This window comes from Kineobactrum sediminis (genome assembly GCF_002868715.1).
Lineage (GTDB): Bacteria > Pseudomonadota > Gammaproteobacteria > Pseudomonadales > Halieaceae > Kineobactrum > Kineobactrum sediminis.
On sequence record NZ_PKLZ01000007.1, the window covers coordinates 261,055 to 273,133 of the forward strand.

Annotated in this window: 10 protein-coding genes; 7 read left to right on the forward strand and 3 right to left on the reverse strand. The window is 59.6% G+C overall.

What is annotated here, in order from left to right; translation table 11 throughout:
• Positions 1-38 precede the first annotated feature (38 nt).
• Both CWI75_RS09340 and mnmC read right to left on the reverse strand, forming a co-directional pair.
• Positions 39-851: a glutaminyl-peptide cyclotransferase gene (locus CWI75_RS09340; RefSeq protein WP_162300039.1), complete on the reverse strand. Its 813-nt coding sequence runs from the start codon at positions 849-851 to the stop codon at positions 39-41.
• Positions 848-2,860, reverse strand: a complete 2,013-nt coding sequence (mnmC, locus tag CWI75_RS09345; protein ID WP_101521234.1) for a bifunctional tRNA (5-methylaminomethyl-2-thiouridine)(34)-methyltransferase MnmC2/FAD-dependent 5-carboxymethylaminomethyl-2-thiouridine(34) oxidoreductase MnmC1 — start codon at positions 2,858-2,860, stop codon at positions 848-850. The genes CWI75_RS09340 and mnmC overlap by 4 nt, the downstream gene beginning before the upstream one ends.
• Positions 2,861-3,063: 203 nt before the next feature.
• Here mnmC and CWI75_RS09350 point away from each other — a divergent pair, with 203 nt between their 5' ends.
• A complete protein-coding gene (locus CWI75_RS09350; protein WP_101521235.1) occupies positions 3,064-3,570 on the forward strand; it encodes a hypothetical protein in 507 nt (168 codons plus the stop codon).
• Positions 3,571-3,603: 33 nt separating this feature from the next.
• Here the strand turns inward: CWI75_RS09350 and CWI75_RS09355 are convergent, their stop codons facing one another.
• Positions 3,604-4,071 (reverse strand): MaoC/PaaZ C-terminal domain-containing protein, encoded by a 468-nt coding sequence (locus CWI75_RS09355; protein ID WP_101521323.1) that lies wholly within the window; start codon positions 4,069-4,071, stop codon positions 3,604-3,606.
• Positions 4,072-4,165: 94 nt separating this feature from the next.
• On the opposite strand from CWI75_RS09355, the gene hrpA reads away from it, so the two are divergent.
• The 6 genes from hrpA (at position 4,166) to CWI75_RS09385 (ending at position 12,078) form a co-directional block, all read left to right on the forward strand.
• The gene (gene hrpA / locus CWI75_RS09360) at positions 4,166-7,933 is read left to right on the forward strand and encodes an ATP-dependent RNA helicase HrpA (RefSeq protein ID WP_241521150.1); all 3,768 of its coding nucleotides are present in this window, start codon (positions 4,166-4,168) and stop codon (positions 7,931-7,933) included.
• Positions 7,934-8,078: 145 nt separating this feature from the next.
• Positions 8,079-8,378 (forward strand): HvfA family oxazolone/thioamide-modified RiPP metallophore, encoded by a 300-nt coding sequence (locus CWI75_RS09365; RefSeq protein ID WP_101521237.1) that lies wholly within the window; start codon positions 8,079-8,081, stop codon positions 8,376-8,378.
• Complete coding sequence (locus tag CWI75_RS09370) at positions 8,378-9,238, forward strand: HvfB family MNIO-type RiPP peptide maturase (protein WP_101521324.1); 861 nt, start codon at positions 8,378-8,380, stop codon at positions 9,236-9,238. The genes CWI75_RS09365 and CWI75_RS09370 overlap by 1 nt, the downstream gene beginning before the upstream one ends.
• Positions 9,231-9,971: an HvfC family RiPP maturation protein gene (locus CWI75_RS09375; protein WP_241521151.1), complete on the forward strand. Its 741-nt coding sequence runs from the start codon at positions 9,231-9,233 to the stop codon at positions 9,969-9,971. Before CWI75_RS09370 ends, CWI75_RS09375 begins: the two co-directional genes overlap by 8 nt.
• A 78-nt stretch (positions 9,972-10,049) precedes the next feature.
• Entirely contained in the window at positions 10,050-10,769 is a 720-nt protein-coding gene (locus CWI75_RS09380) for an MlaA family lipoprotein (protein WP_101521239.1), read from the forward strand.
• Between the two features lie 124 nt (positions 10,770-10,893).
• On the forward strand, positions 10,894-12,078 hold the full coding sequence (locus CWI75_RS09385; protein ID WP_241521152.1) for a PP2C family protein-serine/threonine phosphatase: 1,185 nt from the start codon (positions 10,894-10,896) through the stop codon (positions 12,076-12,078).
• Position 12,079 lies beyond the last annotated feature (1 nt).

The following is a 12,079-nucleotide window of genomic DNA, read 5'->3' on the forward strand; positions in this document are numbered from 1 at the left end:
CATTGTGCTCTCGCAGGAATAAAAACAGAACCCATAGTCTAACGCGATTTGGCGGTCGCTGCCGGGATTGGTGTCAGGACGATGCGATATAGCCAGGGCCAGTTCTTGCCGGTTACCCACAGCTCACCAGTGGCCGGATTGCGGGCGATGCCGTTGAGAACATCAGTACCCTGCCTGCGCTCTGCGCGTGGCAACAGGCCGGTGAGGTCAATGGTGGCGGTAACAGCGCCAGTATCCGGATTGATCACCACAATCCGGTCTGACTGCCACACGTTGGCCCAGACCTCGCCGTCTATCCACTCCAGTTCGTTGAGCCGGTCGACGGGCGCACCCTGTTCGTGCACCGCAATACTGCGCAGGTGACGACCATCGACCGGATCCAGAAAGTGCAAATGGTGGCTGCCGTCAGTATAAATGAGCTCTTTGCCGTTATTGGTAAGGCCCCAGCCCTGGCCGGGAATGGCGAAATAACCCTCAGCCGCGAGGTTTTGGCGCCGGTAAACGAGTAGTCGACGTGCCCGCCAGGTGAGTTGGTAAACACGGCCCCCGAGTACCGTCAGGCCCTCGCCGAACAAAGCGGGCGACAGGTGTTTCTCCCTGACCAGCACGCCGTCGTCAAACCGGTACTGCAACAATTGCGAGCGACCGTAACCACCGGTGCTGACGTAAAGCATCCCGTCCACAATCTGCAGGCCCTGGACAAAATGAGTGCGCGATTGTGGCCTTTGCTCCACTACCTTGAAACTGTAGTGTTGTAGTGGATGTGCTTGCGCGGCTGTTTCCGCCGGCGCCCGCAGGCTTGCACCCAGCAGCAGACACACCAGCAGACCGCGATAACTGAAATGATTCACAAACGTTTTCTCCCCAGGTCGCGAATCAGAAACCGCGCGGGCGACAGGGCACGCACCAGTTCGGGTTCGAGAGGCAGGGGCTCCTCGCATATCTGGCTTGCGATCAGTTCGGCTGTGAGTGGAGTAGAGGTTAACCCCCTCGAGCCGTGACCGGTATTCACATACAGTCCCGGCAAATAGGTGCCCGGTATCGGAATATCGCAGCGCGCATCCTCGCGCAGGGCGCCATAGGTGAGTGCAAAGGCGGTTCGATCCGGCACCGGGCCCACCAGGGGCAGGTAGTCGGGACTGGCACATCGCCAGCCTACACGGCCATCCAGCCGGGCGGCGGTCATGGTCTCCAGATTGTCAGCCCATGCGGGCACGGCGCCGGCAAGCTGGCGCAGGTTGTAAGTCTGGTCACTGTTGCGCAGTTGCGGGTCAGTGTCACCCGGATCGAAGGTGGCGCCAATACACTGTCCCGCAGCGATCGGCGGACAGACGTAACCCGTGTGGCATAGAACCGCGCGCAGCGCCGTGAAGCCGGCGTCTGGCGGCAACCAGGTGGTCTGGCCGCGAACCGGCCTCAGTGGCAGCCATTCAAGTCCGCTGAAACCAGTGCACGTCGTGCCTCCCGCCAGTACCGCAATGTCTGCCGTAGCGATGGTGTGCGAGCCCGAGACGGCTGCCCAGCCCTGTGCCGCGGACTGAATCTGTAACGATCCGCAGTTGCTATGAAGGGTAATCAAGGGATGTTTAACAAGTTGGCGGCACAGGGCCGCAGGCTGCATCCAGCCTGAATCGGGGAACCAGTATCCATCGTGGTCCTGTTTTACGCCCAGAAGGGTCGAGGCAGTGGCTGCGTCGACTACCTGGGCGAGTTCAGGCACAGCTGCCAGCAGCGGCGCCATCCGTTTCAGCTGTTCAGCATCTGCCACCTGGTGAAAGCTGCCGCAGAGCGCCCCCTGCTCACCTTGTTGCAAATCGCCGCGGCGGAATGCCCGACGATACTGGCGCACCGCATGAGCAAAGCTGGCCAGGGCAAAGTCCGTGACCGGTGAATGGCGATGGGAGACACGGGTATAGAGTGCGCCCTGGCCATTGCCGGAAGCTTCGCCGGCAAGCTCGCCCCGTTCCAGCAGGGTTACTGGAATGCCGCGACGGGCGAGGGCGGCGGCGGAATGGCAGCCCGCAAGCCCCGCGCCAATAACCAGCGCCCGTAATGGTTGGGGCACGGCCTGCTGCGAGATATCCCAGGGGGTGCCCGACAGCGGCATGGGGGGTGCGGCTATCGTAAGTTTGCCGCAAAGACGTTCCGGGATGGGGCCATTGGCGGGCAGGGATTGGACACTGAACCCGGCGGTTCCCAGCGTTTCGGCGATGGTGCCGGTGGTCGCAAATGTCGCCAGGGTTGCGCCACTGCGGCTCAAGCGCGCCAGTTTGGCTCCCGGTACGGAGTCGGGGGTTGCCGCAGAACTACCGAGGTACCAGGCATCCACCAGTGTTTTGCGTGAGTGGCAAAGATCATCCAGTGCCTGCCCGACATCACACCACCAGAGGTCCAGTACCAGGCTGTCTTCGTCCAGCAGCAAGCGATGGGGCCCGGGCAGGGGAGACGGGTACTGGGCCAGCAGCTCGCTGGCCAGTGTCGCCAGCTCGGGCCAGGCAGCGGCCGCGCGGGCGAGTTGCGCGCGCGATAATGGACGGGGTTCCATGGCCAGGTAATGCAACCGCCGCAGCGTTGCATTTGCGCCGGCGTTGGCGCGGTGAGCGCGCCAGGCCTGCCAGGTGAGCAGAAAATCAAGACCGGCGTCAAATCCGGTTGCGGCAATGACAAAGTGGGCCAGGCGGTGCTGCGCCCAGCGCTCGGGCAAGCGGTTGCCGGCCAGCAGACCGTTGCGCACCTTGGGAAGGCCATTATCCTGGCGAAAAGGGCCGTTATCGACAGCGACGGAGTCGGCATTGCCCCCATAAACAGGATCCGACACGGGGCCTGCCATCGTCTGCCAGGGCAGATTATCGCGTTTCATGGGCAGGTAGCCGCAGGTAGCGATATCGAGGGCCCGTCCGTCCGGCGGTCCGGCGTGAAGTCTGGCATGGCGCTATCCGCAGGCTGGAGTGAGGGCGCAAGAATAGCAAAGCTCCGGCCACCATAGTACCTGTCGAGCCCTGGGCAGCTGGTTTTTAGTGCCGCCAGGCAGTAAACTTGCGCCCCTCAAGAGAGGGCATTTCCATGGCGCAAGATCAGACGCAAACAATACCCCGGGACAAGTTTCTGACGATGTCGGTCAACCTGTTGTACAAGGCATTTCTGGAGTCTCGTCGCACCGAGGCGAAAAACGTATTCAGGGATATGCTGGCGGGCAAGTCGGTGCATCTCACCAATGTACAGATGGAAGACAAATCCCAGGTTCGTTTTGATATCGCGCTGGATCACAGTGAATATCCGGGAAAGCTCAATTTTGGTGGCTTTCGCGCCAGCCTGGCGATGCTGATCTCCCAGTTAAGTGAGGCGCTGCGGGCGGAACAGGATATTAAGGTATTCACTGCAGAAGAAAATCCCGATGTCATTATTTTTGGTGTCACCGGGGTTACCTATGAAGATGACCAGGCCAGCGTGCTGGTACTGGGAGCGGATTCCAGCGAAAGCAGGGGGGCTATTGAACTGCGTTTGCAATACCTCGACCCTGCACAGTTTGCGCCGCAGCCGGCAGCGGGTGAGGAGCCCGCCCAGGCCTGATTTTTGCCGCTTAATGGCCTGGTGGCCACACAGCTATACCCGGGAGCCAGGTAGGGTAACGGTTATTGTCTCCCGCTGCGCCGGTGCCATGACCCGCGCCGTGCCGGTAACCACCTTCTTGCCTTGCTGGTTGGTCACCCGGCAGTCGAGTTCCACCAGGCGACGCCGTGCCTTCTTGTCGATCACCTCGAGTTCTACGGTCAGTGTGTCCCCGATTTTCACCGGCAGCAGAAACTTCAACTCCTGCCCCAGGTAAACGGTGCCGGGTCCTGGCAGTTGCATGGCAAGTGCCGCCGAGATCAGACCGCCGGTAAACATGCCATGAGCAATGCATTCACCAAACACCGTGCCCGCAGCGTAATCCGGGTCCAGGTGCAAAGGGTTGAAATCACCGGACGCGGCGGCAAAAAGGCGCACGTCTTCAGCGCTGACAATACGCGTAGCGCTGGCCGTCTGGCCGAGGGTGATTTCATCAAAGGTGTGATTACTGACGATGGGCATGAATGACTCCGCAGGGATTTTGTTGAGGCCGCAATGATACCCTGACAACCTGGCCCGGAATACGTCACCCGCAAAACAGCACGAGAGAACCAGCATGTCCAGCCCCACGGCGACAACCATGCCGCGCACCATCCCGGCAATCAGTTATCCCCCGGACTTGCCGGTGGTGCAACGGCGGGAGGATATTGCCCGCGCGATCAATGACCACCAGGTGGTGATCATTGCCGGCGAGACCGGGTCCGGCAAAACCACCCAGATACCCAAAATCTGCCTGCAGCTGGGGCGCGGTCGCGAGGGCCGTATCGGCCACACCCAGCCCCGGCGGCTGGCCGCGCGCTCGGTGGCGCAGCGTATCGCCGATGAACTTAAAACCCCGCTGGGTGAGGTGGTGGGCTATCAGGTACGCTTTACCGACCAGGTCTCGGATGCCTCCGCCATCAAAGTGATGACCGACGGCATCCTGCTGGCGGAGATTCGCCACGACCGGTTGTTGAGCCAGTACGACACGCTGATCATTGATGAAGCTCACGAGCGCAGTCTCAATATAGATTTTCTGCTCGGCTATTTGCGCCAGTTACTGCCGAAACGACCGGACCTGAAGCTGATTATTACCTCGGCGACCATCGATGTGGAACGATTCGCAGCACACTTTGGCGGTGCGCCGATTATCGAGGTCTCGGGCCGCAGCTACCCGGTGGAAACCGTTTATATCGACCCGGCAGAGGATCGCGACCTCGGGCTGCAGGCGCAGATTGTTGATCTGGTCGGCTCGATTGAAAGCGGCAGTTTTGGTGAGCGCGGCGACATTCTGGTGTTCCTGCCCGGTGAGCGCGATATCCGCGAACTGGCGCGGGAACTGCGGGGCCTGGAGCGGCTGGAAGTGCTGCCGTTGTACGCGCGACTTACCCGCCAGGAACAGGACCGGGTATTTGACTTGTCCCGGCGGCGGCAGCTGCGGGTTGTGCTGGCCACCAACGTGGCGGAGACCTCGCTGACCGTACCCGGTATTCGTTATGTGATTGACCCGGGCGAGGCTCGCATCAGCCGCTACAGCTTTCGCACCAAGGTTCAGCGCCTGCCCGTCGAGTCGATTTCCAGGGCCAGTGCCAACCAGCGCCAGGGGCGCTGTGGGCGAGTGGCCCCGGGGGTCTGTATCCGCCTGTACACCGAGGAAGATTTTCTGGCCCGGCCAGAGTTCACCGATCCTGAAATCCTGCGCACCAACCTGGCCGCCGTGATTCTGCAGATGCTGCAGCTGGGTCTCGGCGAAGTGCAGCGTTTTCCTTTTATAAACCCGCCGGATCCGCGGATGGTGCGCGATGGCTACAAACTACTGGAAGAGCTGGGCGCGGTTACCCGCCGGGGCCAGCTGACCAGTATTGGCAAGCGCATGGCACGGCTGCCGGTAGATCCGCGCCTGGCGCGTATGGTGTTGGCCGCACAGCAGCTATCCTGCCTGGACGAAGTGCTGGTGATCGCTGCAGCACTTGCAATGCAGGATCCCCGGGAGCGCCCTGCGGACAAACAGCAACAGGCTGACCAGATGCATGCCCGGTTTCGCGATCCGCGCTCCGATTTCATGTCCTGGCTGGCCTTGTGGCGCTATTACGAAGAACAACGCCAGGCGCTGAGCCAGGGCCAGTTGCGCAAACTGTGTCAGCGCGAATTCCTGTCCTTCTTGCGGATGCGGGAGTGGCGCGACCTGCATGCGCAGCTGCGCATCGGGTGTCGCCAGCTGGGCCTGCATCCGGCGGCTGAACTGGCGATAGTGGAGGAAGAGCCTTACGAGGCTATCCATCGCGCCTTACTGGCTGGCCTCTTGTCCAATATCGCCCAGCACCAGGAGGGCCGCGATTACCTGGGCAGTCGCAATCGCAAACTGCAGATATTTCCGGGTTCGGCGCTGGGTCGTCAGCGACCCAAGTGGCTGGTGGCTGCGGAGGTGGTGGAAACCTCACGCATTTTTGCCCGGGTAGTCGGCACAATCGATCCCCTGTGGATCCTTGACACAAATCCGGACCTGCTCAAGTTCCAGTATCATGAACCGCGCTGGGAACCTCGGCAGGGGCGGGTGATGGCCTCGGAACGGGTGACGCTGTACGGTCTCACCGTGGTTGACAAGCGGCCGGTACATTACGGCCCGATAAAGCCCGCGGAGGCCAGGGAACTGTTGATCAGGGAAGCACTGATCGCCGGACGATGCCCACGGCCGCCGGCTTTCCTGAAGCACAACCTGCGCCAGCTGCGTGCACTGGAAGACCTTGAGGCGCGAGCACGGCGACGCGACCTTCTGGCCGATGAACAGGTTTTGTTCGATTTTTATGATGAGCGCCTGCCCGGGGATATCACTACCGCTGATCGCTTGCGGGCGTGGCTGAAAACAGCGCCCGATGCAGACCACAGCCTGCGAGTGCCGCGGGAGCTGCTGCTGGCCCGGGATCCCGGGGCGGAACTGGGCCAGCAGTTTCCCGACCGGCTGGACTGGAACGATATCAGCTTCAAGCTCGGGTACCAGTTTGAGCCGGGGCAGGTGGCGGACGGCGTCTCGGTGACCGTGCCGGTAGGCCTGCTCAATCGGGTGCCACGGTTTCGTTTTGACTGGCTGGTACCCGGGCTGCTGCGAGAAAAGTGTATTGCGCTGGTAAAGGCCCTACCCAAAGACAAGCGCAAGCAACTGGTGCCGGTTCCCGATTATGTTGATCGTGCCCTGTCGACACTGCAAGCCGGCGATGATGACCTGTACGCGGTCCTGGCAGAAGCGTTGTCGCGGCTTGGAAACACCTCTGTCGCTACGAGTGACTGGGATCTGGCCAGGCTTGACCCGTTTTACCACATGAATATCCGTGTGGTGGATGCCAATGGCAAGTTGTTGGCCCAGGGAAGGGATCTGGCGCAGCTGGTGGCCCGATTTCGCAGTGACACCCAGCAGACCATCGCCACGGTTTCCGAGCACTCTCTTGCGCGCACAGGTCTCACAGCCTGGGACCTGGGTTCCCTCCCGCAGGAATGGCGATTCCGTCAGGCGGGTGTGGATATCATCGCCTGGCCGGCGATGGTGGATCAGGGTGAGTCGGTCGCGATTGAACTGTTCGATTACCCTGCCCAGGCGCAGTTGCAACACCGCCTGGGCGTCTTGCGCCTGCTCCGCCTGCAGCAGCGCCAACAGGTCAAATTCCTGCGCAAGCAGCTTCTGCAGGGCAATGAAACCAGCCTGTTGCTGGCCGCTTGTGGCCTCGAACGCTTACCGCTGGTTGAGGACCTGATTGATAACGCGTGGTTACAGGCTTCGGCACTGGAAGAGAACCTGCCCTGGGACGAGGTCGCATTTGGAGCATTACTCGCCCGCAGCAATCGGGTGATTGAGCACGCCAACGAACAGGAGGCAAATTTGCTCAATGCGCTGCGGCCGCTGGCGGCGGTGCACAAGTTGCTGGCCCGCTATACTGACAAGTCCTGGTCGACCTCGGTTGCAGATGTCCGGCGTCAGTTGGGCGAGCTTTGGCAGCCCGGATTCCAGCGCGACACCCCAGCCGCCTGGCTCGCGCAATATCCACGCTACATGAAAGCGCTTCGCGTGCGGCTGGAACGCCTGAACGGCCAACTGGAGCGCGACAGGGCACACTGTGCAACGCTGGAGGGACTACTGACACCATTGGCGCAAGCCGTTGCCGCGCAGCCGGGGTTGTTACTGCTGTGTCCGGCCGCCCGGCAGTATCGGTGGATGATTGAGGAGTTTCGGGTATCACTGTTTGCGCAGCAGCTGGGTACCCGGATTCCGGTGTCCGTGAAACGGCTGCAGGCCCAGTGGCAAGAGGTGCGCACCTGGCTGGACAGCCAGCCAGAACAGGGACTGGGCGCATAAAAGTGTGAATATTTACCACATCGTGGGCACGCAAAGGGAAACCACAGCGTTAATACTGGGTCTTAGTACGTGAGCTGAGGGCCGTTGAAGTGTTGGCGGCCCGCTTGTATCGTGCGTTAAACCAACCAACAAAAGGACAACCATCATGGCTCAATCAAAGAAACCACTTATCGTCGCACTCAGCGCAGCCTTTCTCGCCAGCAGCGTTGTGCCAATGGCGACCGCAGAGGTAAACCCGTTTTCCGCTCATTCGCTGAACGGCGGCTATGACCTTGCCAATTACGACAAGCACAAAGAAGGTAAATGTGGCGAAGGTAAATGCGGCGAGAAAGATGCCGAAGGCAAGTGCGGTGAGAAAGACGCCGAAGGCAAATGTGGTGGCGAAAAGACAGCTGAGAAAGACAGTGAAGGCAAGTGCGGCGAAGGCAAGTGCGGCGGTGCATAATGCCTGAGCTCTCATCCGGACCCGCAGGCGCGGGTCTTGGTCTACGGCGGGCCCTTCTGGGCCCGTTGCTCGAAGCTGGGCCGGGAGCGGCGGATTTCCTGGAAGTCGCACCTGAAAACTGGATTAATGTCGGGGGACGCTACGGGCGACAACTTCGCCAACTGGCGGAGCGTTATCCGGTCGTATTCCATGGCCTGTCCCTGGATATCGGTGGCCCCGACGCCATCGATGACGCTCTGGTGCACGCGATACGCGAGCTGATGAACGAGTTGGGGGCGACAGTGTATACCGAGCACCTGACCTATTGTGCCGCCGAAGGCCACCTTTACGATTTGCTGCCCATTCCCTTTACCGAGGAGGCCGTGGCACACGTAAGTGCACGAATCGGCAAGGTACAGGATATTATCGGAGCTCCTATCGCACTGGAAAATGCATCCTATTACGCACAGCCCGATGCGGATATGAGCGAAGCCGAGTTTATCAACGCGGTACTGGACACTTCCGGTTGTGACCTGCTGCTCGATGTCAACAATATCTATGTGAACAGCATCAATCACAATTACGACCCTGTGGGGTTCCTGCGCTCACTGCCCCTGGCGAAAGTTCGCTATATTCATGTCGCAGGCCATTTCGACGAGGCGCCTGACCTCAAGGTGGATACCCATGGTGCCGACGTAATCGACCCGGTATGGTCACTGCTGGAGGAGGCCTATCGCCTTCTTGGCCCTGTGCCAACGCTGCTCGAACGCGATTTCAATATTCCGCCACTGCCTGTGCTGCTGCAGGAAGTTGCCCACATCCGGCACTTGCAGGATGGGGTCGCAACGGGCACGCACCAGCGTGTGGGTAGCCGTGGCTGATCTGCGTACAAGCCAGCTGACAATGGCCCGGTACCTGCGTAACCCGGAAACCTCGCCTGCACCCGAGGGTGTTGAACCGCGACGCCTGCAGATTTACCAGGATCTTATATACAACAATATAGAGGGGTTTATCAGCAGCGGTTTCCCGGTACTGCGCAGTCTTTACAGCAAGCCTGCCTGGCATGCCCTGGTTCGTCAATTCATCGACGATCATCGCTGCCATAGCCCCTATTTTCTCGAAATCAGCCAGGAGTTCCTGCAGTTCTTGCTGGAGGGACACAATCCAGGCCCCGACGATCCACCTTTTATTACTGAGTTGGCGCACTATGAGTGGGTAGAACTGGCGCTCATGGTGTCCTCTGTGGAAATACCCAAAGCGATATCCGACGATGCGGATCCGCTGACAGCGATTCCGCGGCTTTCGCCTTTAGCCTGGGTTTTAGCCTATCAGTTTCCGGTGCAGATGATCGGGCCGGATTATCAGCCCGCCGAACCGGAAGCCCCTGTATACCTGGTGGTTTACCGGAACAGGGACGATGCCGTGCAGTTTATGGCGCTGAACGCAGCCACTGCGCGCCTGCTTGAGCTTACACGCGAGAACGCGACCGTCCCGGGTGCTGAACTGCTGGTCCAGTTGGCCACCGAACTGGGCGTGGATGCCGCCGTTGTCCAGCAATTTGGCGCCCGGCAGCTTACTGAATTTGTGGACTCCTCGATATTGACACTCTCCTGACCGAAACTACCCGGGTGGGTTGCTACCGGTCAGGCAGAGGCGTAATATTCGGGCCAATTTTATGGATGCCATTTTGATATGTCCCCCCGGCGCACTATTATACTGCTGTTGTGTCTCCTCCTCACGGTCCCGGCAATTGCCCGGGCCGAAGCCGAGGCGGACCCGTTCGAGAGTATTAATCGCCCCTTGTTTGTATTCAATGACAAAGTTGACGAGTATCTGTTGCGCCCTACTGCGAGAGGCTATCGCTGGGTTATGCCGGACCCTGCGGAGCAGGGCGTCACCAACTTTTTCAGCAACTTGCGTGACGTCAATGCGGCCGTTAATGGGGTTCTACAGGGTCGCCCAGCCAACGCCGCACGCGCCAGTGGTCGTGTCCTGTTGAATTCAACCATTGGTATTCTGGGTCTGTTTGACGTTGCCTCGCGCATGGGCCTTACCCCTTATCGTACCGACTTTGGACATACGCTGGCCGTGTGGGGATTTCCCCAGGGCCCGTACCTCGTGGTTCCTTTGCTGGGACCAAAGACGGTCCGCAGTGGTACCGGTACGATCTTTGACGGTTATACGTCGGTAGAATCGACCATTGACGATGTGCGGCTGCGTAATTCAACGCGCGGGCTGGATCTGGTGAGTACCCGCGCGCGATTGCTCAAGGCGGATGACCTGATATCCGGGGATCGCTATATTTTTGTACGTGATGCCTACCTGCAAAGCCGCAGGGCCCTGGTGAGTGAGGGCGAATTGAAGGATGACTTTTCCGATTTCGGAGACAACGGCTGGGACGAGGAGTTTTGACCATACGGTTGTTTTACCCTGCACGCACCAAAAGTGTGAAATCCTGCCCAAAGTTTGTGCAATGCGGTTGCCGGGGTCCCGGCAAGGGCGTAGTGTCTTGCCAAAGAAACCCCTCAAGTAGTACATGATGGTTGCCAACGGCTATGTGCTGGTCATCGACGACGATGTCGCCCGAGCGACGGAACTGGCGGATACGATTTCCGCAGCCGGTTATCGCACAACGGTCTTCACTGATGTCGCCGCTGCGTTTGATTTTCTGTCCGCGGACAGCGATATCGACGTTATCCTGTGTGAACTTGATCTTGAATCGGTGTCCTGGGGAGATGCACGCAAGGCTCTGAAGGAACTGGACCTGCAAATCCCCGCGATTGTGCTCAGTGATACCGCTGATGTAGACAAGATGATGACAGCGCTGCGTCTCGGCGCCAGCGACTTTTTTGTGCGCCCCATTGAAGACTGGGACGCCCTGCGTAAATCAATTGGCCGCTGTGTGCGCCAACGGGTGCTTCGGCGTGAACTGCAGGAGTATCGGCAGCGGCTGGAGCTTGCCAATATAGAGTTACGGGGTACGGTAAAGGTACTTGAACAGGACCAGCAGGCAGGTCGCCAGGTGCAGCTGCGGATGCTGCCGACCAGCCCGATGGTGCTGGGAGAATATGTGTTCAGCCACACGGTTATCCCCTCGCTGTACCTGAGCGGGGATTTCACCGATTATTTTACCGTTGGCGACCGGTATGTAGCGTTTTTCATGGCGGATGTCTCCGGGCACGGCAGTTCATCCGCATTCACCACAGTGCTGCTGAAAAACCTGTTTGCCCGCAAGCGCTCGGACTACCTGCGCCACAATGATGACACCATTCTCAGTCCGGTAGCGATGCTCAAACATGCCAACAACGAGCTTCTGGAACTGGCTGTCGGCAAGCACGCCACCATGGTGGTGGGATTGCTGGACACAGCCGATAATACCTTGCGCTATAGTGTTGCGGGGCATTTACCGCAACCGGTGCTGGTTTCCCGGGAAGGCTGTCGTTATCTACGGGGGGAGGGTTCAGCAGTAGGTATCATGGCGGATGTCGGCTACGAAGAGCATTTGATTGACCTGCCGGACAGCTTCATGATGGCGCTGTTTTCGGATGGCATTCTGGAAATACTGCCCCCCCGGAATTTGATTGAAAAAGAGAAGTACTTCCTCAAGGTCTTTGAGGAATCGGCTGAGTCGCCGGAAGATATTGTGACTCGGCTCGGTCTCAATCGTGTAGAGACTGCTCCGGATGATATCGCTGCGCTGTTTATCAGCAAACGGAACTGAA

Excerpts from the sequence above, each read along its gene's own strand:
- mnmC (WP_101521234.1), bottom strand. The coding sequence starts at position 2,860 with ATGAAACGCGATAATCTGCCCTGGCAGACGATGGCAGGCCCCGTGTCG.
- CWI75_RS09350 (WP_101521235.1), top strand. The coding sequence starts at position 3,064 with ATGGCGCAAGATCAGACGCAAACAATACCCCGGGACAAGTTTCTGACG.
- CWI75_RS09355 (WP_101521323.1), bottom strand. The coding sequence starts at position 4,071 with ATGCCCATCGTCAGTAATCACACCTTTGATGAAATCACCCTCGGCCAG.
- hrpA (WP_241521150.1), top strand. The coding sequence starts at position 4,166 with ATGTCCAGCCCCACGGCGACAACCATGCCGCGCACCATCCCGGCAATC.
- CWI75_RS09365 (WP_101521237.1), top strand. The coding sequence starts at position 8,079 with ATGGCTCAATCAAAGAAACCACTTATCGTCGCACTCAGCGCAGCCTTT.
- CWI75_RS09370 (WP_101521324.1), top strand. The coding sequence starts at position 8,378 with ATGCCTGAGCTCTCATCCGGACCCGCAGGCGCGGGTCTTGGTCTACGG.
- CWI75_RS09380 (WP_101521239.1), top strand. The coding sequence starts at position 10,050 with ATGTCCCCCCGGCGCACTATTATACTGCTGTTGTGTCTCCTCCTCACG.
- CWI75_RS09385 (WP_241521152.1), top strand. The coding sequence starts at position 10,894 with ATGATGGTTGCCAACGGCTATGTGCTGGTCATCGACGACGATGTCGCC.